This is a genomic window from Lysinibacillus irui, assembly GCF_028877475.1.
Lineage (GTDB): Bacteria > Bacillota > Bacilli > Bacillales_A > Planococcaceae > Lysinibacillus > Lysinibacillus irui.
This window is the reverse complement of record NZ_CP113527.1, coordinates 2,020,890-2,047,483: the sequence shown is the minus strand read 5'-3', so window position 1 is coordinate 2,047,483 and position 26,594 is coordinate 2,020,890. Positions and strand designations below refer to the sequence as shown.

Below are 26,594 nucleotides of genomic sequence, written 5' to 3'. Positions count from 1 at the left end.
TTTCATAATGAAAAAATGGACATATAGTATTTTTCTTACCTATTTTATACTTGGCATTTATGTATTAGCCATTGCAATCAAGTCGCCCTTTATTAGTATGAGCGTTGATATAACAAATGGACAACCTGTCTTCATCGATAGCTACTATCCTCAATGGGCACAGCAAAAAAATATTAATAAAGGGGACATCGTTCTAGCCATTGATGGAGAGCCGACTTTGGAAGACCGCTCTGTTCAGCTATATTCCATCATTAGAAGTGCCCATACATTAACGATTCAAAAACCTGATGGGGCGATTCAAACCATTGCTGTAAAGCATCGAGATATGCCGGAAGAATTATATTTACAAATTTTGTTTCCTATCTTTTATTTTCTTTTAGCTTTCGTTGTTGCACTTTATTTATGTCAGCGTAATAAAAATAATCTATCCACTTTTTTATTGATTCTATTTTTATTAACCTGTTCCCTGGCCTACATTAGCACAGGCGCTTCTGCAAGAGGGAATGTCATTGGCAAGTTTGTCATCGGCATATGTATTATTTTATGTATGGTTCTCTTCCTTCACTTTTTACAGCATTTTTTCAACTACTTACGAATTAAATGGACCTATATCGACAGTAAATGGCTATATCTGTTTCCACTTATCATTCCGGTCTGTGATTTACTAGGAGAATTTTTGCCAACTGTTCGTGAGTTGACACCTCTCTTAAACTTGAGCTTATTTGCTATTCTTGTGCTCTATGCTATTTATATTTTATTAACGAGTTACTTACGGACGAAACTAGCTAAAATTCGTTTGATTGCCATTGCGTTTATTGTGCCATTTTTACCATTTTTATTGTTTTTCGTGGCACCTGAAATTTTAGGACATAAGCCGTTATTACACGCCGAAATAGCTGCTTTATTTTTATTATTTATTCCATTCTCATTTCTGTTTATTCAGGTGAACGAACGATTATTTGATATTGAATACCAATTATCCCGTTTACGCTATTATTCAACACTGGCCTTTTTCAGTGCCCTTCTAGCCACAGCAGGGATTACGCTATTATTTTTAGGCGAGCTTTCCATTGTTCATATGACAAGTATTTTTTTACTGCTGTTTTTGGTTATCATTGCTAGCTTTTATGTAAAAGAACGCATTGATTTTAAGTATCGAAAAATTATCTTTTCTTCCACTGGAAATTATGTACATAATTTATATGCGGCGGTTCATCGTATGGGGAAAGCAAAAAACCAGCAAGAATTATTAGACCGTTTTAAATATGAAATTACCGAAAAACTAGGCACGACAGCCTTTCATATCTGTACGATAACAGAAGATTCCCCACAGCTTGCCAGTTCCTATACGCGGCTGCTGCTACATGATGCTGGTGAGGAAAAAATTATGTTAGAGATACAACATGCCTTACAAAAGGAAGAGCTGCTTTGGTTAGAATTGCTCGCGCTGTATGTGTCCATGTCCATCAATAATTTACAGCAAATTGAGGATTTAGTTCGTGACATACAGCAAATTAAAAACACCAGTGATACACCGCTTCATTGGCTCGATAAATTGCTGTGGAATATTATTGAGAAAGAAAAAAGTATTTTAGCACAGGAATTACACGATACCATTTTGCAGGAGCAGCTGCATTTAGCTAGAGAGCTTGATGTTCTTGCTGGCTCACCTACTATTAACAAAGGAACCGTGCTGGATATTCGTGAGCAACTATTAAATGCGACGAAGGACTTACGAGAATATTGCGAGAACTTAAGTCCCCCTCTACTAGATACCTTTGGCTTACAAATAGCCTTAAAAAAACTGATTCAAAAGGTAAAGATACGTGCCGACTTTTTATTAGATGCTCGAATAGATCAGGTGCAATTCCAGGATGTAACCCTCCATCTCGTGGTCTATCGTCTCGTTCAGGAGCTTTTCAATAATGCAATCAAGCATTCCGAAGCAACGGAGGTCTCGCTCCAATTACAAGCAGTTCCCCATGGCTTTATCCTTCAATATGACGATAATGGGATAGGCTGTGACATAGACGATTTGATCCAGTCCTCTGCATCCATGGGCATTAATGGCATTCGCGAACGTGTCCGTGCTTTTAATGGTAATATTACCATCCAATCTAGCCACAATGAGGGCATGCATATTTTTATACAAATACAAGAGGACGGGGATTCATATGATGAACATACTTATTATAGATGACCATCCTGTCGTTTTAGATGGTACAAAAACATTGTTACAGGATTTAGCCAATGTCAAAATCGAAACCGAACAGGATAGTGCAGCTGTTTTACCAAGAATGGATACCGAAGCTTTTCAGTTATTCCTAATTGATATTAATATGAAGCCAATCAATGGCATTCAATTATCAGAAATGATTAAGAAAAAACAACCTGAAGCACTCATTATTCTTTATACAGGCTACGAGCTGTCCGATTATTATGAGCTACTCATTGAGAAAAAAATTGATGGCTTATTATCAAAGCTTGCAACGAAGGAACAGGTGATTCAAACGATCCAAGCAGCGCTAAGAGGCGAAATTTTGCTGGCAGCCGATTTCTTAGACTTTGTCCAGCAACGTACCAACCTACCTAATGTTCAGCAAGAGGTATTATTAAGTGATAAAGAACAGGAAATATTACAGCTCGTTGCACAAGGCTGTACGAACAAAGCCATTGCCTCAGCTATAGGGGTCACTCAGCGCACGGTAGAAAATTATTTATCGAAGCTATTCGTCAAACTGAATGTTGAATCCCGAGCAGAGGCCGTCATTGTGGCCAAGGAAAAAGCATGGATTGATTAATATCATTACCATTTGATGACAATTGTAAAAATTCTTTTACTAAAAACGGAATATACTGGATATACAAACAATTCTGTACTATAATAAAGGTAATAATTACATTACTTCGTTGCGATGATTAAAAACGCGTATACACAAGGAATACAAGCTTTTGAATACGTTTTTTATATGTGATGGAAGCAATTGATTGTTGAATTTTTTTGGGAGGGTGTTTACATGACACAAGGAACAGTAAAATGGTTTAACGCAGAAAAAGGTTTTGGCTTCATCGCAGTTGAAGGTGGCAACGATGTATTCGTACATTTCTCAGCGATCCAAGCAGATGGCTTCAAAACTTTAGAAGAGGGCCAAAAAGTAGAATTCGGCGTAGAAGAAGGAAGCCGTGGACCTCAAGCAACGAATGTAGTGAAACTATAATCTTCACTTAACATAGACGTGCATCATAAAGAGACATCCTACAATGGATGTCTCTTTTTCATATTTCAAGGCTATATCATACAAGCTCCAAGGAACTGTCCACTAAGCCCCTGTTTGATAGTAAGTTTAGTTAAGGTCCTTGTTCGTTAAAGTAATTTGATAATACTTTTTTGGGCGCCCACGTGTTGAAGAGGTATTGCTTGGCAATTCGTGTGCTAAATTTTTTTCATGGAGCTGCTTTAAAATTCGGTTTGCCGAGCGGACTGTTATGCCAAGATGAGTGCTGAGCAATTCGCCACTGACGATAGTGGTCGTTAGCTTTTCCAGCATAGCGTCAATTTTTTGTAATTGTAATAAAGGAATGTCATAGGTAGTGCTTAACGTTTTTAAGTATTGTTGTTTTTCATCGTCAAACTGTAGCTTTGTTGCATATAATAAAGGTCCGATTTCTCGTGTATTTTCAATTATATAGCCCTGTGTTTCCTTTGAGGAGCAGAGGGTTGCGGCTTTTTTAGCAAACTCCTGACTTTCAATAAGAGAGTCACCAATCCCCCACCCTATTTTGACAGGAAAGGATAGCTTATCATTTAAAAAATCAACTAACTGACAATGTGTATATTGATCTGTTGTAGATAAGAATTGCTGATATGTCGTGATAATCGCAAGGAATGAAGCCTCTCGATGCACGATAAACGAACAAGCATATAGTCGTTTGAAATCTAAAATCGCTTTATATAAGGCGATTTGCCGATATTCTAAGTCATCTAGATTCGATTTGTCTATCGGAATTAAAATATGTACAACAACGACTTTGTTTTGATTAAGCTGGCGAATTTGAAGCTGTTTGACAAAATGATCCAATGTTAATTGCATGGCATACAGAGATGGGTAAAAAGCAATAAACGGTATGTTTTGAAGCGCTAATCGTTCACGTATTTCTGCAATGCGTGTAAAGCTTAGCTCAACCTTGTTTTCGTTATGCAATTGTATGTGCCATTCTGCAGCTTTGTCGATAATATCGCTACTAGCGAACTCGCTCATTGTTTGGCTAAAAAGAAACGGTTTTTCACCTATCGACCATTCATGAATACCAAGATAGCCGTTTTCCTCATAACAAAAATCGATGGCGATACGATTCATAGCTATCTTTTTCTCATAAAAAAGCTCCGTAACGGTACGGTAAAAATCACGCTCTGAAATATCGAAATAATGCATGGGTACTGTTACTTCTTGAAAATAGCTTTTAGCAAAGAAATAAGGAATCTGCCCGCTAAAAAGTGCTCCATCTCCCCCATCTAAATGCTTCTCTAAAAGCTCATGTAAATGTGCATTATCGTTATAAGCATAGTAATGAAATTTACAAAAAGCGGGTTTAATTTTTTCAAGTTGCTGAACCCAAGAAAGCGAACGTTTTGCGGTAAAAACATTAATTTTATACATACATATATCTCCTTATTGAAAAATAAATATTGAAAATAGTCAGAAAATACGGTTTCTTTGTATAAAGGACATAGATTTTTAATGTCTTAAATTACAGACATTCATTTTTTAAAGAATAAGTCTAATAAAGTATAAAAGGAGATGAAATTTATGCAAGGGAATTCACAAACAATTAAGAAAAAATCTTGGATTGACAACATGTTAGATAAAATCGAACGTGCAGGCAATAAATTACCAGACCCAATCACGTTATTTATTATTCTAGCAGGTATAGTACTAGTTTTATCATGGGTTCTATCTATGCTAGGTATTTCAGCAGTTCAACCCGGTACAGATGAGGTCATTGAAGTCAAAAACCTGCTAAGTCAAGAAGGACTCATCTTAATTTTAACGCAAATGGTATCGACATTTACAGGCTTTGCTCCTCTAGGGCTAGTTATCGTGACGATGATTGGTATTGGTTTAGCTGAGCAAACAGGGCTAATTTCGGCTGTCATGAAGAAGATCGTGATGTCAGCACCGACAAAGTTAATTGTACCTTTTATTATTTTTACAGGTTTAGTTGGAAACTTAGCTGCTGACGCGGCATTTATCATTTTACCACCTATTGCAGCTATGATTTTTATGAGTATTGGTCGCAATCCATTAGCTGGTTTAATTATTACATATGCAGCTGTAGCTGGAGGCTTCAGTGCCAACATTTTGATTAGCTCTCTCGATGTATTATTACTAGGAATTACCGAATCAGCAGCACATATAGCAGACCCTACGTATACTGGTCGTGCAACGATGAACTACTACTTCTTAATTGCTTCGACATTTTTACTAGTCATTATTGGCACGTGGGTTGCGAAAAAGTTTACAGAGCCTCGCTTCGGTACGTTTAACGGAGAGGTTGAAAAGCTAGAGCCATTGACAGCCCTAGAAAAACGAGGATTAAAATGGGCTGGAATCGTAACGCTAGCTTATATTTTAGTCATTGCTATTACAGTTATTCCATCGAATGGGCTTTTACGTGATCCTGAAACAGGCGGCTTTTTAAATTCACCTTTCATGTCAGGCATTGTACCCATCATGTTATTCTTCTTCCTATTACCTGGTCTTGCCTATGGTATTGCAGCGAAGGAGGTTAAAAACGATAAAGAAGTTGCGGAGAAAATTTTTAAATCCATCGCTGATATGGCACCATTTATTGTATTAGCTTTTGCCGCTTCACAAATGATCGCCTTCTTCAACTGGAGTAATATTGGTTCTATTTTAGCCATAAAAGGGGCTGAGCTGTTACAAGCATTAAATTTTACAGGTTTACCAATGATGATTGGCTTTGTTTTAATTTGTGCATTTGTTAACTTATTAATCGCCAGTGCATCAGCCAAATGGGCTTTGCTTGCACCGATTTTTGTTCCGATGTTCCTCTACTTAGGTTATACCCCAGCGATTACACAAATAGCCTATCGTGTAGGGGATTCGATTACAAATCCAATAACGCCGATGTTACCGTATTTCGCGATTCTTCTGTCGTTTGCAAAGCGCTACGATAAAAATATCGGTATCGGGACACTTATTTCCTCTTTATTACCGTTCTCGGTATTCTTTGCAATCGGCTGGATTATCTTATTTGCTCTTTGGTTCCTATTCGGTTTACCGCTAGGACCTGGTGATTATATTTACTTAAAATAAGGAGTGTTTTACATGACAGCATTACAACAACAATTAGCAGAGTTATTAAAGCAATATGAGGAAGAAATGATTCAGCTTCGTCGTCATTTCCATGAAAATCCTGAACTTTCCTTCGAGGAAGTAGAAACGCCGAAAACAATCGCAGCCTTTCATCGCGCCTTAGGTCATGAGGTTCATGAAGGTGTAGGTGGCAATGGTGTTGTGGCAAAGCTAGTAGGTGGTAAACCCGGGAAAACCGTAGCGTTACGCGCGGATTTTGACGCCTTAGCCATTACAGAAGAAACAGGCTTACCTTTCCAATCAAAAATTAAAGGTCGTATGCATGCTTGCGGACATGATGGACACACAGCCTCCCTGTTAATTTTAGCGAAGGCCCTCAACAAAATGAAGGATGACCTAGCAGGAACTATCGTCTTTATTCATCAGCATGCAGAGGAGCTGGCCCCGGGTGGAGCTATTTCAATGATTAAGGACGGCTGCCTAGAAGGTGTCGATGTTATTTTTGGTACACATTTATGGGCTCCAACTGAACTTGGAAAAGTACAAACAGCGAAGGGACCATTAATGGCTGCAGCAGATGGTATTTATATAACAATCAAAGGCAAAGGTGGCCACGGTTCCAACCCAAGTGACACCAAGGATTCCATTGTTTTAGCGGCACAGTTTATTACGAATTTACAGCAGCTCGTGGCACGTCGCGTCAATCCATTACGTCCAGCAGTAGTGTCGATTGGGCATATCGAGGCCCTCAATCCATTCAATGTCATTGCTGATCAAGTGTATATGAAAGGTACTGTACGCACTTTCCACGAGGAAGAGCGCAGTTTGCTAGAGCGTGAAATTGAAGAACTATTAAAGGCCACATGCTATTTAACAAAAGCAGACTACGAATATGAGTTTGTACGAGGCTATCCACCTGTTGTTAACCATGAAGCAGAGATAGAGCATATTATGGAATCCGCAGAGAAAATTGCAGATGTAGCAGCTGTTGAACTGGTTGACCCTAATATGGGTGGTGAGGATTTTGCCTATTACTTAGAGGAAATCCCAGGTGCCTTCTTCTTTACAGGCGCAAAAAATCCAAATTGGGAGGAAGTATATCCTCACCATCACCCGAAATTCGATATCGACGAACGCTCCTTACGAATTGCTGCCAACGTTCTAGGCCAAGCAACATTAGACTACTTCGCAAAGCATAATTAAAATTAATAGGACGAGATGCATGCAGCATCTCGTCCTGTTTTTGTTGAGAAGCGGAGGATTTAAGAGGTTCTCTTCGGGGTGAAGTGGTTCTGCCTTGCATTGGTGTGATTTCCTGATTTGGTGGAGCGGTTCGATCACTAGTTCGATCACTTCCCCCTCGCTTTGGAGCGGTTCGATCACTTTTTGGATCACTTCCAACTCACTTTGGAGCGGTTTCCTCACCTTTTGGATCACTTCTCACTCAATTTGGAGCGGTTCTATCACTTTTTGGATCACTTCCCCCTCACTTTGGAGCGGTTCGGTCACCTTTTGGATCACCTCTCACTCACTTTGGAGCGGTTCGATCACCTCTTGGATCACTTTCCTCTCACTATTGAGCGGTTCGATCACCTTTTGGATCACTACTCACCCGATTTGGAGCGGTTCGGTCACTTTTTGGATCACTTCCAACTCACTTTGGAGCGGTTCGATCACCTTTTGGATCACTTCCCACTCACTTTGGAGCGGTTCGATCACCTTTTGGATCACTTCCCACTCACTTTGGAGCGGTTCGATCACTTTTTGGATCACTTTCCCCTCACTAATGAGCGGTTCCCTCACCTTTTGGATCATTTCCCACCCAATTTGGAGCGGTTCAATCACCTCTTGGATCACTTCCAACTCGCTTTGGAGCGGTTCCCTCACCTTTTGGATCACTACCCACCCGATTTGGAGCAGTTCTCGCACTGGTTGGTCTACTTCCAAGCAAGTGCACTCTAAATTAAGCATAGGAATGTAGGCCGGCAATTACTAGATTGACGAAGACTTGGTTGAATACGATGATGCCGAAGCCGATGATGGCTAGCCAGGCTGTTTTCTCACCTTCCCAGCCTTTGGATAGTCGGAAATGGAGAAAGGCAGCGTAGAATAAAAAGGTAATCAATGCCCAAACCTCTTTTGGGTCCCAGCCCCAATAGCGACTCCACGCAATTTGTGCCCAGATCATAGCAAACAATAGGCCGCCTAATGCGAATAAGGGGAAGCCGATGACGACAGCACGGTAGGATATTTCATCCATTAATTGGGGCTGCACTCGGCTTGTCCATGGCTTTAATAAAGCACTAATAGATTTTCTTGTAATTAATCGAATGACAGCGTATAAAATCGTACCGACCATAAATGCCCAAACAATGGAATTTAACTTTTTGGCATCAATTTTGTTCGTGATTTCAATCATACCGACTGCTTCACCATTTTCTGTGACCGCACCTTTTGTCACAATAAGTGGCATCATCGAGTAAACGGCTTGTTCTGACTGTCCCTGCGCATTGTCAAATTGTACTTTGACATCGTCTGAGGCAAAGCTAAATGTCGTGGAAACACCGATAAAGCCGATGACCACAACTAAACAATATAAAACAAACTCTAGACCGTATGTACTGATGGATTTCTTCGAGACATCCAACGTTCTTAATAAATAAATCAAACCTGTAGCAAAGGACACTGATAAAATTGCGCTAGAAAAGGCAACTGTCATAACATGAATAGTTAACCAGTGGCTTTGCAGTGAAGGAACAAGTGGTGATACTTCCTTCGCGAAAACGCTTCCATATCCAAGGATGATTAATGAAACAGGAATAGTAAATAAGCCCACTACAATTTGTTTATAGAGGAAATGAATAATTAAATAACTTCCTGTCAGCATAATGCCAAAGAATGTCATAAATTCATACATATTACTCACAGGTGCATGATCTACAGCCATCCATCTCACCACAAAATAGACGAGCTGTAAAGCAAAGGCTACATACGTGAGAAACAGTCCTAGCTTGCCGAATAATTTGCCCTTTGATTTGACCGCAAGCCCTAAAGGCACAATTGCAATCAGTAGTAAGATAAAGGCAACAAATAAAGAATTGCTGCTAATAGATAATAAGGTTTCTTGATTCACATGAATCCCTCCCATGTTCTGTTTCGGAATTTGCTTCCAACTAATAGGAACGATACAAGATTGCAAGAGGTGCCATGTTTTCCCTGTAAATATTTTTATTTTTTTGAATTGTTACAAATTGGTGAAATAGCAGGTGAATTGAAGGACGTAGAGCATAACAAAAAATCATCTAACTGTAAATAGATGGTAATAGAAAAAGTGATATGCCTCTATCTACATCCTACAAAAAATTGCAAAAAAAGTCTATTTCTTTTTTGCCTCCCATGGGAAAATAATGATGCGCACAATTGACATAACGTTATGTTTCACAAATTGGAGGTTTTCCATGAAACAAAATATTTATGATAATCCGATATTTTTCCATCAATACAAAGCATTAAGGCAAAAGGAATTGAATTATAATCGTCTGTTGGAGCAGCCCACAATGAAATCTTTACTACCACCATTAACGAATAGCGACATTCTCGATATCGGCTGTGGTATGGGTGAGTTCGCCAAATATTGTATCGACCATCAGGCCAAGCATGTGACCGCACTGGATGTTTCTAGTAATATGTTGGCAATGGCGAAACAAGAGCATGCCCATCCGCAAATTGACTATCAGCTACAAGCAATCGAGGATTATGAAGCACCTTCCAATAGCTTTGATTGTATAACAAGCTCCCTTTCCCTTCATTATGTTAAAGACTTCGATGCGGTTATTGACCGAATAGCTCGAATGCTACGTCCTAACGGTGTTTTTGTTTTTTCTGTCGAGCATCCGATTGCTACAGCTCGTCAAGCAATGGAGGATAATTGGATTTATGATAACGAGCATAATCGTCTTCACTATGCAATCGATCATTATCATGAAGAGGGCTTGCGTGAGCAGACATGGCTCGTGGAAGGGGTTGTCAAATATCATCGTACCATTGCGACGATGATCAATACATTGATTGCCCACGGGTTAACCATTGAGAAAATAGTCGAACCTCTTCCTAGCAAAGAAGCTATCCTTCAGCTTCCTTCCCTTGAAAAGGAGCTACGCCGTCCGTCCTTTTTATTTATAAAAGCTAAAAAATAAGTAAAAGCCTCACCCTACTCCTGTGGTGAGGCTTTTTTTACATAAATAATTTCTGGATCCCCTTCATCTAAGTTGTCAATAAAGCCACTTTTAATAAACCCTAAGGCTTGAAATACTTGCTGCATGCTTGTATTGGATTGATTAGTAGAAGAAAATACCTTTGGTGTCCTCGCGACTTCCAAATATGCACGCATTAAGCTAGTCGCCACCCCTTTTCTCCGCTCGGAAGGCTTGACAATCACTAAAGAAATAAAGCTATGACCAAAAAAGTCGTTATTAAATAGTAGAAAACCCGCAGCATCCTTATTAGCTTGATACAAAAGGCAGCGTTGCTCTTTAATAGCTTGTTGAATTTCATGGCTTCTTGATTGATCGCCAATTACTTCTTGATCAATCGCACAAAGTACCTGTAAGTGCTCCATTCCTGCTTCTATTATATTTTGCATTTATCATCATCCTTCATGGAATAGCTCATCACCTTAATCTCATCTCGAAATCCCATGACCCGTCTTCCCTCATCCACAAATCCGCACTTTGTATAAAGGGCTTGCGCCGCTTTATTTGGTACATTTACACCTAGCACAAGCTCATTTATATGAGGGAAATGCTGCCGCACAAAATCAGGTAACAATTGCAGTGCCTTCTTGGCATAGCCTTTACCCTGCTCGTAATAATCAGTAGAAAATGAACGGATTAACAATGCCTTATCATTAGAAGTGTAAGGCTTGACCCCGTCTTTTTCATGTAGCACAAAAAAGGTTACCAGCTTGTCTCCATCCATGGCTAAAATAGCATGCCGACTGTGATCCTGCCTAGCGAGTTCAATATTTTCCTGTGGTGACTTTGTATAGCGGAGCTGCTCATCTGTTATTGTATATTCTTCTATTAAAGATTGCGCACTATCCTCATAGAACATAAGCTTCATGGACATTTAGTACTCCTCCTCGTAAATAGCTGTAAATTCGTAGTCCCCTTCTTGAAGCTGCTGTAAGTAATCATCAAAGGAGGAGGCAATGACCTCAAAGCTATCTGGATCATGCACATAACGAACCACTTGCCCTACTTGTCCCGCTTCATTTGGTGAAAAATCAAGAAACAGGCTAGATGTTCCACCATTATTCATGCAATCGGCAAAGCATAATCGTTCATTTAATGGCACATGCATATTGATTTTTCCGTCGACTTCGACATACTCCAAAAACTCTTGATAACGTTCATATATTGATTCTCGATTGTCATGATAATCTTCAATGATTTGCTCAACGGATTTCAGATAATACGGGTAGTCACCTAAATCGGAACCTAGGACAAGAACACAGATTGTTTCTTGACCATGCTTACAATAATAGGTACCATTGACATCCTGAAGTAATGCTAGTAAGGACTGCGGACAATCCGGAAAAACTTCAAGCAATGCCTGAATTTGTGTATCTGTTGCACCAGTTGCACGCTCTAATTGTCGTTGTTCCTCTTCAGGTAAGTGTTGGAGTAAACGTTGAAAATAGCTAGTACGCATTTTAATCCCTCTTTCTATTAAACTTATTTTTTACATTAATATACTTTTACTATTCCGTCATGCTACTATGGAAGTATTCATGAAGAAGGAGTTGTGCCTATGAGTTCGTTCAATGCAGTAGACGTTAAAGTTTTATCAACAATCAAAGGGTTGTAACGCTACTTGCAGCCCTGATACAAGGGAGAATAACAAATGGAACACTATGTCAACACATTTCTAACTGGTCAATCAGTTATGCTACAGCAAATGGATTCTACTGATTTAAAAGCCTTCGTAGCCAACGAAAGTGAAATAACTACATTGCTTCTTGCCAATGATGATATTCCCTTTCCTCAAACGAAAGAGGATCACACTGCATTCTTTCATAGTATAAGTGGAAAAAAGGAGGAATTCTTTTTTGGCATTTATGAAAAGGACTCCCATCAACTGATTGGCTCCTGCGGTGTTTTTTCCGTCAACTGGCAAAACAGTACTTGCTCTGTAGGCATTGCAATCGGAAAAGCGTGGCAAGGCAAAGGATATGGGACTGATGCAATGAAAACACTCATAGATTTTATTTTCCAATACATCGCTGTACAAAAAATCAAGCTTCAAGTTTTTAGCTTTAATCAGGCAGCTATTCGCTCCTATGAAAAATGCGGCTTCACAAAAGAAGGTACTTTACGCCAAGAAATTTTTCGCTTCGGTACATTTCATGACATCTTATTGTTTGGCTTATTACGCTCGGAATGGGAGAAAAATTAACCAATAACTACAAGAGAGATACTATGGTTGCTGTAGTATCTCTTTTTTTATTCCTCTTGCCATATGCGTGTTACTTGCTGTAGTGCTAAACCTTGGAATGTTAGTTTATAAATATCCGGCATCGTAAGCTGCTGCCAAAATGCGTAATCATAGCGGGCATCAAAGTATTGCATCATCAATACCATGATATTGCCATGTGTCCCTAAAACAAGGCTCTCCTGTGGATGGGTAAGAATGATGGATTGCAAGCTCTCGACAGCACGTGCCGTCGCCTGTTCATTTGACTCCCCACCCTCCCACGCAAAGCTTGGCTCCTGCCACACTCGCTGAATAGCTGCATGAAAATCCGTCATCTCTCCACTTGAAAGCTGCCGTTCTTTTAAAGCATCCACGGTTTGTATGGGTAGATGATGAGCATGCGCAATGCCCTCCACTGTTTGAATTGCTCGACGATATGGACTAGCATAGATTGCTTCAATTTGTTTCTCTTTAAATAATTTTGTAACACGCTCCGCATCCTTTATCCCTTGCGTCGAGAGAGGTCGGTGATATTCATCCACTGAATAATGTGCATGAGCATGTCTTACAAAATACATAACAGTCATCCTATTCTTTTCATCTCCCCTGTTATCAAAATAAAAGAATCTTCCAAATACCATCTTGCCTTTGAAGAGCAAAGGTTTTTGCGAAGTTGTGATTACTCGCGGAAATTTCCAGTTGAACAACCTGCCTATCTGGGGTGCTCGCTTCATTAATAGCTACTTGATCATAATAACGAAACATTAGATGGGTTTCTAACAAATCATATGCCCGTAAATCCATATATTGCTGTTCAAACTTTTCTTTTGTAGGAGTTGCACTATTTTGGTAAGTAATTGCATATAATGCATCTATTCGTGTTTCGTGCACTAAATCGAGCATTATCAGTACCATCTCCTCTGGCGAAAAGGTTTGCAAAACTGCTATATCGCCGTCATTTAAGAACGTCTGATAGTGCTCCTTTTTTTCTGATGGTAAATTGGCTACATAACTAAAGTCAGTCGCAGCTGTCTTGACGATGTCAGCATCAATGGTAGGTTGTTGAGCGGGTTCTTTCGCTTCACATGCTGCTAGTAAACTTGCAATAACTGCAACATAAACTAGCTTTTTCACCATACACTTCATCACCTCAAATCTATCTTTTATTATTCCATTAATTTCAAAAATTCTCAACATTTCACCATACATAATGAAATGTCCACAATTCTAAACAACATAAAAGGGAATTTGCTAAAATGTGACAAGATAAAAATCACAGGATAAATTATCGGAAAATTCAATTTCTATTCACAACTATTTTCATAGTATAAAAGGATCAATACCTTCTTTTTTTTCACTTAATTTTTTCTAAATAAAAGCAAGCAAATAACCCTATCAAGTCAATGAATAGGGTTTTAAGCATGGTATAATTTTCTATAAAAAGGGAATTAAATAGACCATTTTATTCAACATTATAAAAAACATTTCATTTTATTAAACAGGATAAAGGTCCCTACATGTGACTAAATTACGAATTTGCTAAACGATACACAATATGACATTTTTTTTAATATAAGTGATATACAATGAAAAAGTTGAATCGAGGTCATGAGAAATTAATTTCAGGAATATGGATAAAAAATTAGGAGGAAAATATCTTGGTAAACTTATTACTTAAACAATTCTTGAAGGCGGAAATTGAGATCAAACGAAGAATTATGTATAAAAAGGCAAAGGATCTTGGTTTCACCCACCCTATTGTAGTAGATTACAGTCAAGAATTGGATGTCCTACTTAATAGATATTTAAAACAAGCTCAAGCTTCCTAATCAAACGAGGCATCTATATAGAAGAAAGAATAGATTGAGATAAAGCCAGACAAGTTTTTTGGCTGGTTTTATCTTTCATGCATGCATTCATTCATCAAGCCGAAATGTATAGATACAGTAAAAGTAGGCGATGTTTTTCTTAAGAAGACATTTGGAGGTTGAATGATGCAAGTATTCATCTTAACTTTTATGGTTGTTTCTAAAATATTATTGCCACCTCAACATTCAGTAGACCAAACAACACCCACACTTTGCACACCAACTGAAATCAATACACTATATCAATATCCAAACAACCAATTTCAATCGTTTCGTGATGAGGACGAATTTTATCAGCAGCTTAATCGTACAATTTATGAGGAATATGCTAATGCTTCATTGAATATTCGTCAAAAAATGGCTTTTAGAGATGTAGAAAATGCGACACAAAACTTTTATTTACAAACAAATAGTAATCAGGAAACAATCGACCTCTCTCAACATACTTTTATTCATCCCAATCGACAAGTTTATTTTTTAGCATCCTTTCAGCACAATACCGATGAGTCCTATCAAAAATTTCTTGTCATCGACGCTGAAACACAAGAAGTAATACTTGGACATTCACATTTTCTAGAAAGTTCCAAGGACCTTTAATTCATTGTATGCACATCACGTAGATTCTAGTAGTCATTTCAAAAAAATAGAAATAAAATTTTTCTAAAAATTGAAAAGCTTGCTTTGAACACGTACATTCAAAGCAAGCTTTTTTTTCTACAGTGGAATTAAGATAACCTTTTTTCTTGAATAGCTCCTGTGATGTCATCTATTAGTTGCTGTAGTGATTGCTCAACGGAATTTTGCTGACCATGTCTACGAACAGCCACTCGTTGGTTCTCAACCTCACGATCTCCAATGACAAGAATATACGGAATTTTTTGTAGCTGTGCTTCACGTATCTTTTTCCCAAGCTTTTCTTGGCGGTCATCTAATTGCACACGAATTTCTTGCTCTTGTAATACTTCTACTACTTGTTTGGCATAGTCATGATGCACTTCTGCAACATTAATAACTTGTACTTGCTGTGGTGCTAGCCAAGTTGGGAATGCTCCTCCAAAATGCTCAATAAGAATGCCTAAGAAGCGATCAATCGAGCCAAATACCGCTCGATGGATAACAACAGGTCTTACTTTTTCATTGTGTTCATTAATATATGTTAAATCAAACTTCTCTGGCAGTTGGAAATCGAGCTGTACTGTTGCACATTGATGGCTGCGCTGAATTGCATCTTTAATATGAATGTCAATTTTTGGTCCATAAAAAGCGCCATCGCCCTCATTGATTGTATAGGCAATACCCAAATTTGTTAGCACGTTCTCTAGTGCCGCTTCTGCTTGATCCCATAGTGCCAAATCGCCCATATAATCATCTGGTCGTGTCGATAATTCTATTGTATAGCGGAAACCAAATACGTTGTACACCTCGTCAATAATCTTTAATGCCAGCGCAATTTCATCCTCAATTTGCTGTGGTGTTGCAAAAATATGGGCATCATCCTGACAAAATGATCGGACACGTAATAAACCATTTAAGGCTCCACTAAATTCATGTCGATGTACTTGCCCAAATTCAGCCATGCGAATTGGTAAGTCTCTATAGGAATGGAGGCTGTTTTTAAAAATGAGCATATGTCCTGGGCAGTTCATTGGCTTTAAGGCAAAGCTTTGATCATCCACCTGTGTAAAATACATTTGATCCTTATAATGATCCCAATGGCCCGACTGCTCCCAGAGGCGCTGATTCATCATTAGTGGTGTCCTTACTTCCCTATAATCATATTTCGCTTGTAAATGTCGCAAATAGGATTCCAGCTCATTGCGCAAAATTTGACCGTTTGCTAAATAAAATGGCATGCCAGGCGCTTCTTCTGAAAACATAAATAAGGATAGCTCTTTACCAAGCTTGCGATGATTACGCTTTTCCGCTTCCTCTAAAAAGACAAAATGGTTGTGCAGCTCTTCTTTTGTAGCAAAGGCTACACCGTAAATGCGCTGAAGCATTGGCTTACTGCTGTCACCTCGCCAATAAGCTCCTGACACATGCATTAATTTAAAGTGCTGCAATTTACCTGTAGTTGGGACATGTGGGCCTCGACATAAATCGTAAAACTCTCCCTGCTCATAAATCGTTACCGCTTCATCTACCGGAATAGCCTCAATTAGCTCTAGCTTCAACGCATCGTGTGCAAATAGCCGCTGTGCTTCCTCCCGAGATACTTCACGCCTGTGAATTTGGATATTTTCCTGCGCAATTTGTTTCATCTTTTTCTCAATTTGCTGCAAATCATTTGGTGTTAATGTGTTGGCAATATCTATATCATAATAAAAGCCGTTTTCAATGACTGGTCCTACCCCAAATTGTGCATGTGGGTATAGTCGCTTAATTGCTTGCGCTAATAAATGGGCCGTAGAATGGCGAATAACCTCGATCCCTTCCTTCGAGCTTGCATCGTACAATGTAACTTGAGCATCTTCCATAATCGGGTGCGTCAAATCAACGATGGTTCCATTAACACTTCCTGCCACTGCCTTTTTACGAAGCTCGGGACGAATTGCCTGCGCAATATCGGTTAGTGTCACGCCTTTCGTAAATACTTGCTGTTGACCATCTGGAAATTGAATGTGAATAACTTGATTTGACATGTTCTCTACTCCTTTTAGTAAAAATGTAATAATATGCGCCTCGGCATTGTTTCTGTCTAGATTTTTGGAGTTTGCTCGAAAAGCTCTCTCCAAAATTCATCCATGACACCAGCCTGAGCGTTTATCTTGATTCCGTTGTCGCTATGTTTTCGAAATAAAAACAATTGCTGAATCAAAATAAAAAAAACACATATTCGCCCCAACAAAGGGACGAGTATGTGTTATTACCCGTGGTTCCACCCAAATTCCCACTAGTTTATTTGCTAGCGGCTCATTGATTTTGCTGTAACGTTGCAAAAAACGGTGCAAGTTTCCAAGCACGGCTCCAAGGTAGTAAGAAGAAATCACGACATTAGGAAGCTTGCAGCGATTGCCTCCCTCTCTGAAAATGGTTGATTAAATCTCTTGTCCTTATCATTGCCCATTTCATCTTGCATGAAATTGTTAATTACTATAACGAATAGTGGATTTTTTGTCAAACACTGATTTGAAAAAATTAACGATTGCTAGGCAGTGTGTAATCAGGCCGCTGTACACAGTAGCGGCAATGCAGATCATCACATATTTCCTCTTTCAACTCATTACAGCATGTGAAAAATAAAACTATAAAAGGTATCATCATAAATGACATAACGTTCACAAGTGGAGTATTTTGGTTCCGCTAATCTTTATTCACGACCACTACATTTCCCCGTTGCTCAATTCGCACATTTTTGTTATCTCTTAATGATTTTTCACTTCTAAAGTCTCGCTTTTAGTTTGCCATTTCATATGAATTATAGGTTTCGCATCACGTTTAAACATTTTCTCACTCTCTTTTTTCGTGAATGAATAATATCCCTCTTTATTTAAATGTGCATCATCCAACGATTGAGTGATTTTTGTTCCTTCAATTGTAATTTGTAAAGGCCCCAAATCATGGGAGTCACCCAGATAATATAAACGTAAGCCTTCCTCGGTATTATTATGATAGATCGCTTTCCAATGTTCACTTTTAGCAATGTAATGAATCTCTTGTTCTTCACTTTGACAGCCTGCTAAAAGGATAAACAGGACCAGTGGAAGTATCCATTTTTTCAACAAGCCTTCCCCCTAACAATGTATAGTGACAGTAAATCCTGTTGGCTTTTCTTCAAAAACATCATGATATTCTGTAAACACGAAGTCGAGTCCTTGGATGTCATCTGGTAAGGGTGGTGTCACCACAAACTTATTGCTTTCATGCCCATCCGAGCCGCTCGCACCCGTATTCCGACATTCGTAATGATCATCTATAAACAACTTTAAATATTTGCAGTCCAATTTTTCATGAATACGCTGAGTAGCGTCTTGTTGCGCATCCCAGTCAATTAATAGCTGGACCACACTTGCATTTTCGTATTGGCGAATATAGGAAACTGTATATAACCGTTCTCCCGCTTCAACTGTCTGTAATACGGGAATATATTGAAGAAAGCCTGTAGGTTCTACCTTTGCTTGATAGTATTTTTCTGATCTTATTAAACTAAAGAGCATGGTTAAAAATAAGTCATCAAGGCCATACTTTTGCGCCCATTCCGTGATGGTTTCATCAGTGGGGAAACCTGGGGTATGACTGAATTGCTCTTTCCGTAGTTGCAACAGTACACAAATTTCTTCGTCTATTTCTTCTAGCCTTGGGTCGTCGTAGCCCTTGCTTGGCATTTTAGACATCCAACTCCTCCTCCATCCTACGATCCTTCTTCTTTCTATACGATATTCCCACCATTTGGTTCCATAAACAGCCTAATTTTACTTTCAAGTACCAAAATTGCTATAATTCAGTTAATTAAAAAAGGGGGGTCTATATGAAAAAAATCATCATGATCTTGTCTTTCCTTATCATTATCACTGTTGGTTTTTTAATTGTAAAAAAAGACCAAAGCGATTCTACAACAGATGTTATGAAAAATAACAACTCTACAACAGACGTACTGGAGAACACTGAATACTCCGCAAAGGATATATTAGCAAACGCTGATTTTAATGTGGAAAAGCAGACTATAACCGTTCATACCATTGATACAGATAAAAAAGATATATTTACACGAATTGAAATTCCAGAAGAAACGCAAAAAAAGCTTATACAAGCTTTTCAGAATGCAAAATTTGCTAAAACAACAATAGACCCCATTGAGTACGATTACCGAATAACGATTTCATTAAATACAGGTTATACAATGTATCTTATTTCAGACAAAAAGTCGCTGCATATTGTTAATAATCGAGAAAATTATGCCATTGTAAACGATAGTGATTTTTTTAGTATTTTAGTAAATGCAACAAAATAAAAGGCACTTACTCAAGTGTAAGTGCCTCTATATAAGGACAAAAGCTGTATTAGCGTAATTAAATCATCGATCATAAAGAGAATGGAGTAGTTGATGGTCATCCTCAACTGTTGAAAAATCATTTTCTTTCCAACGTTTTAATATATCAATATATGTTTCATTATGAAAAAAGACGGCTTCCTCTTCTTCTGTTATCTGCATCAAATGATCAATTCGTTCCGCTGTTATCTCCATTGTACCTTCTTCTACATGCGTATCAACCTTTTGGTGTGTCATATCTAACATCACTTCTTGCACTAAACGTTCATCAAACGTTTTATCTCCACTTTGCCAATCATCAAGCATAGCGGCATGAACACCGTCTACCCAAGATAAATCCGTTTCCTTAAGTGATTCTTCCCCATCATCTTCAACAATGGACTCTGTTTCTTTATCATTTATCCAAAACGCAACACCTATACTCAACACTACAGCTACAAAAAGAACACCCCAAATATAACTTTTTTTCAATTTTAAACCACCTCTTTAAAAATTATCGCAAATTTATTACGTCCAAACAATAGAAACACAAAAAGTCCCCTACATATGTAGGAGACGTTATGAATTGTCTATTCACGCTGCAAAGCATTTGTTGATGCTTGTATGCATGAGAGTTTGGTAGTTTGCAATAGCATAGATTTTTGCCATAACTCGAATAAAGGCTCCAATTTCATAAATGCTCAAGCGATGGTTCGTTCTGAGTAGCCTCAAATCTTCTGCTAGTTGTCTTTTTTAAGGATACGTCAACGTATTTTCCATTGCCCTAAGACATTGGATAGCTAAGCTAATTGACTACAACATCATTGTGCCAGCTCGTTGAGTCAGATAATTGATATGTGACCATATTGGCTGTGACCGCGAGAACAACCCCCGCTCTCGATATATTAGAATGGGTCGGACTTTCCAGCACAAGAACTACATAGCCCTCTCCCCGCCCCTGTTCATCAATTGCCTTTGCTGCATTGATGTCAAAAGTACAATAGGATTGCTCAGTTGTTGCAAATAGAAGCCGCTCTTCATGATAAGCACCGTTCTCTTTTAAATTGTAGCTAACTGGCAACCAACCTTCAGACCATTCAATACTACCTATTATTTCTCGTCTTCGACTGGCAACCCGACCAATTGAATACATAAAATATATTTTCATTATCGTTTGATTGTCTTCATTTCTCCCATTACAAGTGGCTGTCACGTCAAGCATAATATCATTGTTCGAAAGCTTTTTCATTAACACTAACGTCACAGTGATAATACAGATAAATAGTACTATACCAAAAATGATAAATGCCATTAGGTCCCTCCTAGTATCAAGATTGCTGTTACTAAAATATTACCATGATTTAGGAGAGATAGGTGCTTTTCATCAAACAATCTTAGAAATAGACACGGGCATAAAGGATAAGACAAAATTTGCTTCGCTTATCCTTATTTCCCCGCTTGAAGCTCGGCTGTTAGTGTAAAAGGTATTTTTAAATACTCATAGTGAATCGTTACTTTCTTAATGTCAGAAGCTTGAACTTGAACAGCATAATGCTGAGGCTGCTTGCCAATCGCTTGTTGATCTATGTATCGACTTGGTAAAATTATGCGCTGTGATAATTTATGAAAAGACATTTGGCTATTTCCCTCTAGTTTTGTTTCTACCTCAAATGGTTCGGACTTACTAATGACAAGCTCTACGCTGTCTGGGAGCTTATCGTTCACAAGAAGTTGTTTGAGTTTAATTTCACGTAGCCCTTTATTTTCAAGCGCTATTATTTTGACTGCCTCATTGTCCTGTTTGCTTGTATAGCTTTGAATGACAAGTGGCGGATTACTTTTGAGATAAATCATAAAAACGGCACCGACCACAAGTACACTCAATACAAAAATAAATAGTAATTTTTTCATACTTTCCCTCTCTTTCTCTTTCATCAGTATAACAAAAACAACCTGACCTATTGATAGTCAAGTTGTTTTTGTAAACGTATTTCATCTCGTATCGGGATACCATCATTACCAATGAAAGGGATAGAAGGCTTATAGGCTCTCGCCTGTTCGACTGCATTGCGCAATATTTCGAGTAAATAATAGCCTCGTTTTTGATAAAATTTCAAGGCATGTAAGTTATCGTTCGTTGTGATAAGAGAAATGCTTGTACAACCTTGTCCAACAGCTTCTTGCTCTACAGCTTTTACAAGCGCTGAACCAATGCCTCTCCCCTCAACTGTACTATCCAATGATATAATTTCACAGTCCTCTTCGCGCATAATATAGGTAATCAATCCAATGATCGCTCGCTGCTCATCCAAAAAAGCAAAGCCTTCTAATTGACTGCAGTCATAGATCCCACTGGAAATGACCATTTCTGTACTGCCCCAATGCTCCTCAAAAAAATGAAGCACCTCATGTTGGGGTAATTGGTGAATTTTTGTCAATGTCATGTTTAGAACCCCTTTTTTAAATCGAAATATGAAAAACACCTGCAATCGCCTTTTGAATGCCTAGGAACACTGCCCATGACAGCACACCTAGACCAATAGCAAGGACGATATGCATTGAGGATTTCATCGCCATGTATATCACAAAAAGCATGCACATTGTTGCTGGCAGGCCAACGATGACTCCTACTGTAAAACGCTGAATATGCTCGCTCGACTCACTTTGCACCGTCAGCCAAATAATACTTAAAATACTCACCAACGGCAATGCGGCAATGATGCCACCATAGGTTGGAAATCTTCGTGCTACCTCGGTTACAACACCAATAATCGCCGCCGAGCTAAGAATTTTAAAAAATGTATACATTATTTCGCCACCTCACTTAGGCGTCTAAATGCCTGTAGGATAGCTTGCTGTTCCTGTTCAGTTAGCTGAAGAAGTGCCTGCTGTAGCTTGTCCTCATCTAATTCGGAGTTTTTCTTCAGCACCTGTAGCCCTTCTGGGGTTAAATGAAGAATAACTTTCCGTTGATCATCACTCGCCCGCTCCTTTGTCACCCAGCCATGGCGCTCCAGCTTTTTAATATGCTCTGACGCTGTATTGGGAGAAATATTTAGTAATCCAGCAATATCACGTACTGTTACTTCCGCCTCCTTTTGAATCATCTGTAAAATACGGACGCTTTGATGGGAAATGACATCCTCATGTGTTGTATGTAGATGATAGAAAATCGTTGTAAAATAGTCATTTATATCTTTAATCATCGTCTAGACTCCTTTATATCGTTCCACACGATTATATCGTATAATACGACATAACGAAAGAGACATCCTTAAAGTTTTTATTTTCAGACAGTTCCCCAACAACCTTCTTAAAATTTCTATCTATTTTTCATAATCATCTATCTTTCTGCGTATCTTGCTAACGATGTGAAATAGGTACTTGTCATCATCAACTTTCTACATTATTATTACCCTATTCTGAATTTAATCGAGGGCATCCAATGTTATACTTTCTCTATTTTCTAGTTGGTGGCACAATCATGGTACTGGCGCTGCTACTTAGCCAATCAAAATACTTATTTTTGTCAGGCATTATTACCGCATTACCGATTCTGACGCTCATCAATATGGGGATGCAAATGAAAAATATGAAAGAAGATACCTTTCATACCGTCTTACAAAATACAGTATTTGGCGCGGTCGGTATGTTGTTATTTACCGTACTTGTCTTTTTATTAACGAATTGGTTGAAGCCAAGTATTTCGGTCATGAGCGCACTCGCTGTCTATGCCGTATTTATGCTATCTGGCAAATATATACTATCGATGTTCGCTTAAAAGTTGAAAAAGGAGCTGCCATATGACAGCCCCTTTTTTAGTAGATCGAAAATTCGTCTACCTGTTGATAATCTTCACATAAACACCCTTCTTAAACCTGTCAATCGCTTGGGTATTCATATATTTTACATTGTCTGATAGTTCGTTTGCCTTCCATAATTGCTGTTCGTGATAAACAAATGGATCAATTAAACGTACCTTATTCCGAAATGAAAATCAAAACTCTCTTGATTCTCGCATACTTCAACATGTTCATGAGAAAAAACAGTATGGGATACATCATGTAATAGGGCCGCAATTTGCTCCTCCACTGATCCCCCAAACTTTTTGATCAGTAGCATAACACCTATCGAATGCTCAAATCTCGAAATATTCCACTTGCTGTTGACTAGAAAGCTCGCTCCAGCCTGATGAATTCCTTTTAATCGTTGCACTCGCTCGCTTAAAATAAGTTCTTCTAGCACACCATCAATTTCGAATGATCCATACAGTGCATCTGTAATCAGCATTTAACCATTGTCCTTAACATGGTTTGTGATGACAAAAACTCCACCACAGTGTGATATCGGATCAAATGTTAGCTGACAACTATCCTGCAATAAAGCTTGTAGCTCCTCGTGGACAAAATAAAATTCATCATCATCCCAATAGCCTTTGCTATCCAGTCGACATTGTTCTAGCTGCTCCCTTGTGTTAAAGGCAACATCGCCAATTAACATTTTACCATTGGGCTTTAGATGCTCTAATAATTGGGTAATATACGACACCTTTTGCTCATCTGTAAAATGATGGAGCGCATAGGTACTAATAACGGCATCATATGACTGCTGCAACAGCACGGTAGGTAACCCTTTCGTTAAATCCCACTCGATTAAATTAGCCTGTGGCATTTTTTCTTTCGCAATAGCTATCATGTTAGAAGAAAAATCGAAGCCATTGATCTTATGGCCATGCTCATAAAGCTTGGCAGTTAAAATGCCTGTTCCAAAGCCTATATCTAAAACAGTCGAAGCTGGAACGTCCATTACTTCGTTAAAAATTTTATTTAATATCGCCTTATAGCCTGCAAATGGATATTGATTGTTTTCCTCACTTAGCTGAACGGTTTGATCATAATCATCCGCCCATAAATCGAATCCCTGTTTATTTAATATCATAGTGCCTCCTACAATTGATAAATTCTCCAAGCCTTTGTTATTGTACGATTTGTAGTCTGCTTCATAAAAAACGCTCCCTTCTTTAACCAATTCATGCTATTATACCAATTTTTTGTATATCGAACAATTCAGAAAATAATTCGAACTTTATCATTTATCAAATGATTGAAGTAGCCCTTTAGAGTTCATTCAATTTGTAATTGGATATTGCATCATTTTTGGTCGCTATTTTTTTATTGACCACTTTAATAAGAGCAGTCTTGTTCATAACTTGGCCTTATTAATCTGGAGCAATTTCATACAAAGTAAGTAAAAGAAAATTGCATTTGTATGTAGTATTTTTTTCAAATTCAATGTTATATTCTCCAAAAGGTAAACTTTAAATAATTTATAAAATATGCTAGACAAGATTATTTATCTTGGCTAGCGTATCATTTGTATGTTAGTGATTATTCAATTCTCTTCATCCTTTGATGTAATAAACCATCCGAACTGTTATTTTCACCATAGACGAAATTCTGCATATAATAGTTCAAGTATTTTCCATAATCACTTTGTGTATTTAATAATAATTCATCGACATAGTATACACCTAAAGGAACATTATCTAACATTAAACTCGCAGTCCCTGCATATATTCCACAAGCTACTTGAAAGTAAGTTGCGCTAGTTTTATATTTTGGGAATATATCACTACTTTTCATCGAGTTATACATATAAATTTCCTTATCACTGTATACTAATAGAACACCAACAAGGTCCTCTCCTTCCACCTCTCCATCAGATGGGTCAATCAGTTTTTGCTTCCAATCCCAAAGATCATCTACATTATCTAGATTTTTTCTAATTAATTCGGTTGTATATTCATTGACTCGATAGATAAATCCTATTTCAAAATCATATATTTCACCTAATGTCAGTACTTCTTCATGAGGCATAAGACAACCGTAAAATTCCTTTTCCCCCAATTTCACCTTAAATTCAGAAGCATAGACGTCATCGTATAAGTATAATGGTAAATGGTGGTGGACAAACATTGGATAGCTTAAAATTGCTTCATCCAGAAAACATTCAACAGACCAAGTAGAATAAATAGTTTTAGGCTGAATAAGCGTTTTGTCTTTATAGAAAGAGCTGTCATGTTCAATAATGTAACAAGCTAATGGTTTGTTATCAGCATGATCTTCCAATAACTTAAATGCCATCCATTGAACGACTCCCGGGTTCATACCTGAGCCAATAATCGCTCTTGTATTAGTAAGTGTTTCTTTTATATCTTCAAATCGATAATAGCGTTCAGTCAAGGGGAAACCATATAAACTCTCATCCAGATCTACCGCAGTATTTTCTAAAGCGGAGTTAATATAATGAACACCCAGTTTATTACAGCATTGTAGCATGTCAATTGTATCAGCCCAGGATACATCAATAACTAATTTTGTGTTTGTTGATTGTAGATGTTCAGTAAACTTAGCTGTGTCACTTAGGTCAAATTGTAAGAGGGTAATTTTATCATTTAAATGTGGAAACAAAGTATCATAATAATCTAATGGATTTTGTTCGATATCTATTAGAAATAGTTTCGAACTTGTAATAACATGATGGATAGGATCGTTTTTATCTATAGCGGAATGATTAAGAATAGATAGTATTGACTTAGCAACACCGCCCTTACTTCCAAGGATAGTGATAGAATATTGGTTAAGTTGTTCCACGGCATTACATCCTTTTCTTATAATTAACATAGCTTATGAATTTTCGAATGAGTATGCTTGTATGAAACAACTAATTTCAATAAAACATTCACTTTCGTTAAATAGCTTAATTAATGCATGCCTATGTAATTATCGCATCATATTACCTTAATCAATTTCCCATTATAGTGCTGTGAGTCTATTGACCTGTTACATTATCTAAATGTATAAACCTAATGCATTGATAAAATAAAATACAAAAGACCACACAGAATACAAAATTTTGTGTAGTCCAAGAAAAATTATCTCTCGT

At 38.0% G+C, this 26,594-nt stretch carries 30 protein-coding genes and 1 pseudogene; 11 read left to right on the top strand and 20 right to left on the bottom strand.

From position 1 onward, the window contains the following. Nucleotides 1-7 precede the first annotated feature (7 nt). From OU989_RS10200 to OU989_RS10190, 3 genes are all read left to right on the top strand, one after another. Nucleotides 8-2,200 carry an ATP-binding protein gene (locus tag OU989_RS10200; protein WP_274797033.1) on the top strand — a complete coding sequence of 731 codons (2,193 nt, stop codon included), beginning with the start codon at nucleotides 8-10 and terminating at the stop codon, nucleotides 2,198-2,200. After that, the gene (locus OU989_RS10195) at nucleotides 2,175-2,801 is read left to right on the top strand and encodes a response regulator transcription factor (RefSeq protein WP_274797032.1); all 627 of its coding nucleotides are present in this window, start codon (nucleotides 2,175-2,177) and stop codon (nucleotides 2,799-2,801) included. The genes OU989_RS10200 and OU989_RS10195 overlap by 26 nt, the downstream gene beginning before the upstream one ends. A 216-nt stretch (nucleotides 2,802-3,017) precedes the next feature. Then, nucleotides 3,018-3,218, top strand: coding sequence for a cold-shock protein (locus tag OU989_RS10190; protein ID WP_274797030.1), 201 nt, complete (start codon nucleotides 3,018-3,020; stop codon nucleotides 3,216-3,218). 126 nt (nucleotides 3,219-3,344) lie between these two features. Here OU989_RS10190 and OU989_RS10185 read toward each other — a convergent pair whose 3' ends face one another. After that, nucleotides 3,345-4,658 (bottom strand): hypothetical protein, encoded by a 1,314-nt coding sequence (locus OU989_RS10185; RefSeq protein ID WP_274797029.1) that lies wholly within the window; start codon nucleotides 4,656-4,658, stop codon nucleotides 3,345-3,347. A gap of 150 nt (nucleotides 4,659-4,808) precedes the next feature. On the opposite strand from OU989_RS10185, the gene OU989_RS10180 reads away from it, so the two are divergent. Both OU989_RS10180 and OU989_RS10175 read left to right on the top strand, forming a co-directional pair. Then, nucleotides 4,809-6,338, top strand: a complete 1,530-nt coding sequence (locus OU989_RS10180; protein WP_274797028.1) for an AbgT family transporter — start codon at nucleotides 4,809-4,811, stop codon at nucleotides 6,336-6,338. Nucleotides 6,339-6,350: 12 nt separating this feature from the next. Next, nucleotides 6,351-7,541, top strand: coding sequence for an amidohydrolase (locus OU989_RS10175; protein ID WP_274797027.1), 1,191 nt, complete (start codon nucleotides 6,351-6,353; stop codon nucleotides 7,539-7,541). Between the two features lie 405 nt (nucleotides 7,542-7,946). On the opposite strand, the gene OU989_RS10170 is transcribed toward OU989_RS10175, so the two are convergent. Beyond that, nucleotides 7,947-8,285, bottom strand: coding sequence for a hypothetical protein (locus tag OU989_RS10170; protein WP_274797026.1), 339 nt, complete (start codon nucleotides 8,283-8,285; stop codon nucleotides 7,947-7,949). A 16-nt stretch (nucleotides 8,286-8,301) separates the two neighbouring features. After that, the gene (gene ccsB / locus OU989_RS10165; RefSeq protein WP_274797316.1) at nucleotides 8,302-9,486 is read right to left on the bottom strand and encodes a c-type cytochrome biogenesis protein CcsB; all 1,185 of its coding nucleotides are present in this window, start codon (nucleotides 9,484-9,486) and stop codon (nucleotides 8,302-8,304) included. Nucleotides 9,487-9,796: 310 nt separating this feature from the next. On the opposite strand from ccsB, the gene OU989_RS10160 reads away from it, so the two are divergent. Beyond that, nucleotides 9,797-10,534, top strand: a complete 738-nt coding sequence (locus OU989_RS10160) for a class I SAM-dependent methyltransferase (protein ID WP_274797025.1) — start codon at nucleotides 9,797-9,799, stop codon at nucleotides 10,532-10,534. A gap of 14 nt (nucleotides 10,535-10,548) precedes the next feature. Here the strand turns inward: OU989_RS10160 and OU989_RS10155 are convergent, their stop codons facing one another. Genes OU989_RS10155 through OU989_RS10145 form a run of 3 tightly spaced genes read right to left on the bottom strand, consistent with a single transcriptional unit; the run spans nucleotide 10,549 to nucleotide 12,050 of the window. Next, complete coding sequence (locus tag OU989_RS10155; RefSeq protein ID WP_274797024.1) at nucleotides 10,549-10,980, bottom strand: GNAT family N-acetyltransferase; 432 nt, start codon at nucleotides 10,978-10,980, stop codon at nucleotides 10,549-10,551. Continuing rightward, nucleotides 10,968-11,465 (bottom strand): GNAT family N-acetyltransferase, encoded by a 498-nt coding sequence (locus OU989_RS10150; protein WP_274797023.1) that lies wholly within the window; start codon nucleotides 11,463-11,465, stop codon nucleotides 10,968-10,970. Before OU989_RS10150 ends, OU989_RS10155 begins: the two co-directional genes overlap by 13 nt. Beyond that, nucleotides 11,466-12,050, bottom strand: a complete 585-nt coding sequence (locus OU989_RS10145; RefSeq protein ID WP_274797022.1) for an SMI1/KNR4 family protein — start codon at nucleotides 12,048-12,050, stop codon at nucleotides 11,466-11,468. A gap of 192 nt (nucleotides 12,051-12,242) precedes the next feature. On the opposite strand from OU989_RS10145, the gene OU989_RS10140 reads away from it, so the two are divergent. Beyond that, nucleotides 12,243-12,794 (top strand): GNAT family N-acetyltransferase, encoded by a 552-nt coding sequence (locus OU989_RS10140; protein WP_274797021.1) that lies wholly within the window; start codon nucleotides 12,243-12,245, stop codon nucleotides 12,792-12,794. Nucleotides 12,795-12,841: 47 nt separating this feature from the next. Here OU989_RS10140 and OU989_RS10135 read toward each other — a convergent pair whose 3' ends face one another. Together OU989_RS10135 and OU989_RS10130 are read right to left on the bottom strand one after the other, a co-directional pair. Then, complete coding sequence (locus tag OU989_RS10135) at nucleotides 12,842-13,399, bottom strand: histidine phosphatase family protein (RefSeq protein WP_274797019.1); 558 nt, start codon at nucleotides 13,397-13,399, stop codon at nucleotides 12,842-12,844. Between the two features lie 25 nt (nucleotides 13,400-13,424). Beyond that, nucleotides 13,425-13,949 carry a hypothetical protein gene (locus tag OU989_RS10130; protein WP_274797017.1) on the bottom strand — a complete coding sequence of 175 codons (525 nt, stop codon included), beginning with the start codon at nucleotides 13,947-13,949 and terminating at the stop codon, nucleotides 13,425-13,427. Between the two features lie 521 nt (nucleotides 13,950-14,470). Between OU989_RS10130 and OU989_RS10125 the strand changes: the two genes are divergently transcribed. Together OU989_RS10125 and OU989_RS10120 are read left to right on the top strand one after the other, a co-directional pair. Then, on the top strand, nucleotides 14,471-14,641 hold the full coding sequence (locus OU989_RS10125) for an aspartyl-phosphate phosphatase Spo0E family protein (RefSeq protein WP_004230265.1): 171 nt from the start codon (nucleotides 14,471-14,473) through the stop codon (nucleotides 14,639-14,641). A 162-nt stretch (nucleotides 14,642-14,803) separates the two neighbouring features. Continuing rightward, complete coding sequence (locus tag OU989_RS10120; protein ID WP_274797016.1) at nucleotides 14,804-15,277, top strand: hypothetical protein; 474 nt, start codon at nucleotides 14,804-14,806, stop codon at nucleotides 15,275-15,277. A gap of 128 nt (nucleotides 15,278-15,405) precedes the next feature. On the opposite strand, the gene thrS is transcribed toward OU989_RS10120, so the two are convergent. The 3 genes from thrS to OU989_RS10105 all read right to left on the bottom strand — a co-directional run bounded on the left by thrS (nucleotide 15,406) and on the right by OU989_RS10105 (nucleotide 19,014). After that, on the bottom strand, nucleotides 15,406-17,322 hold the full coding sequence (gene thrS, locus OU989_RS10115; protein ID WP_274797015.1) for a threonine--tRNA ligase: 1,917 nt from the start codon (nucleotides 17,320-17,322) through the stop codon (nucleotides 15,406-15,408). A 723-nt stretch (nucleotides 17,323-18,045) separates the two neighbouring features. After that, nucleotides 18,046-18,402, bottom strand: a complete 357-nt coding sequence (locus tag OU989_RS10110; protein ID WP_274797014.1) for a hypothetical protein — start codon at nucleotides 18,400-18,402, stop codon at nucleotides 18,046-18,048. Between the two features lie 12 nt (nucleotides 18,403-18,414). After that, entirely contained in the window at nucleotides 18,415-19,014 is a 600-nt protein-coding gene (locus tag OU989_RS10105) for a hypothetical protein (protein WP_274797013.1), read from the bottom strand. Between the two features lie 134 nt (nucleotides 19,015-19,148). Here OU989_RS10105 and OU989_RS10100 point away from each other — a divergent pair, with 134 nt between their 5' ends. Continuing rightward, entirely contained in the window at nucleotides 19,149-19,631 is a 483-nt protein-coding gene (locus OU989_RS10100) for a hypothetical protein (RefSeq protein ID WP_274797012.1), read from the top strand. 63 nt (nucleotides 19,632-19,694) lie between these two features. Here OU989_RS10100 and OU989_RS10095 read toward each other — a convergent pair whose 3' ends face one another. The 6 genes from OU989_RS10095 to OU989_RS10070 all read right to left on the bottom strand — a co-directional run bounded on the left by OU989_RS10095 (nucleotide 19,695) and on the right by OU989_RS10070 (nucleotide 22,855). Then, nucleotides 19,695-20,141, bottom strand: a complete 447-nt coding sequence (locus tag OU989_RS10095; protein WP_274797011.1) for a DUF6241 domain-containing protein — start codon at nucleotides 20,139-20,141, stop codon at nucleotides 19,695-19,697. Between the two features lie 313 nt (nucleotides 20,142-20,454). Further along, nucleotides 20,455-20,961 (bottom strand): hypothetical protein, encoded by a 507-nt coding sequence (locus OU989_RS10090; protein ID WP_274797010.1) that lies wholly within the window; start codon nucleotides 20,959-20,961, stop codon nucleotides 20,455-20,457. Between the two features lie 134 nt (nucleotides 20,962-21,095). After that, nucleotides 21,096-21,560 (bottom strand): hypothetical protein, encoded by a 465-nt coding sequence (locus OU989_RS10085; protein WP_274797009.1) that lies wholly within the window; start codon nucleotides 21,558-21,560, stop codon nucleotides 21,096-21,098. 47 nt (nucleotides 21,561-21,607) lie between these two features. Then, on the bottom strand, nucleotides 21,608-22,093 hold the full coding sequence (locus OU989_RS10080) for a GNAT family N-acetyltransferase (RefSeq protein WP_274797008.1): 486 nt from the start codon (nucleotides 22,091-22,093) through the stop codon (nucleotides 21,608-21,610). 16 nt (nucleotides 22,094-22,109) lie between these two features. Then, on the bottom strand, nucleotides 22,110-22,457 hold the full coding sequence (locus OU989_RS10075) for a DUF3147 family protein (protein ID WP_205443261.1): 348 nt from the start codon (nucleotides 22,455-22,457) through the stop codon (nucleotides 22,110-22,112). Then, the gene (locus OU989_RS10070; protein ID WP_274797007.1) at nucleotides 22,457-22,855 is read right to left on the bottom strand and encodes a MarR family winged helix-turn-helix transcriptional regulator; all 399 of its coding nucleotides are present in this window, start codon (nucleotides 22,853-22,855) and stop codon (nucleotides 22,457-22,459) included. Before OU989_RS10070 ends, OU989_RS10075 begins: the two co-directional genes overlap by 1 nt. A 239-nt stretch (nucleotides 22,856-23,094) precedes the next feature. Between OU989_RS10070 and OU989_RS10065 the strand changes: the two genes are divergently transcribed. Further along, nucleotides 23,095-23,430: a hypothetical protein gene (locus OU989_RS10065; RefSeq protein WP_274797006.1), complete on the top strand. Its 336-nt coding sequence runs from the start codon at nucleotides 23,095-23,097 to the stop codon at nucleotides 23,428-23,430. Between the two features lie 224 nt (nucleotides 23,431-23,654). On the opposite strand, the pseudogene OU989_RS10060 reads toward OU989_RS10065, so the two are convergent. From OU989_RS10060 to OU989_RS10050, 3 genes and pseudogenes are all read right to left on the bottom strand, one after another. Next, nucleotides 23,655-23,939: pseudogene (locus OU989_RS10060) on the bottom strand (HD domain-containing protein); the annotation flags it as partial. After that, the gene (locus OU989_RS10055; protein ID WP_274797005.1) at nucleotides 23,940-24,587 is read right to left on the bottom strand and encodes a class I SAM-dependent methyltransferase; all 648 of its coding nucleotides are present in this window, start codon (nucleotides 24,585-24,587) and stop codon (nucleotides 23,940-23,942) included. Nucleotides 24,588-25,036: 449 nt separating this feature from the next. Then, nucleotides 25,037-26,302, bottom strand: a complete 1,266-nt coding sequence (locus tag OU989_RS10050; protein WP_274797004.1) for an S-adenosylmethionine decarboxylase related protein — start codon at nucleotides 26,300-26,302, stop codon at nucleotides 25,037-25,039. Nucleotides 26,303-26,594: the final 292 nt, after the last annotated feature.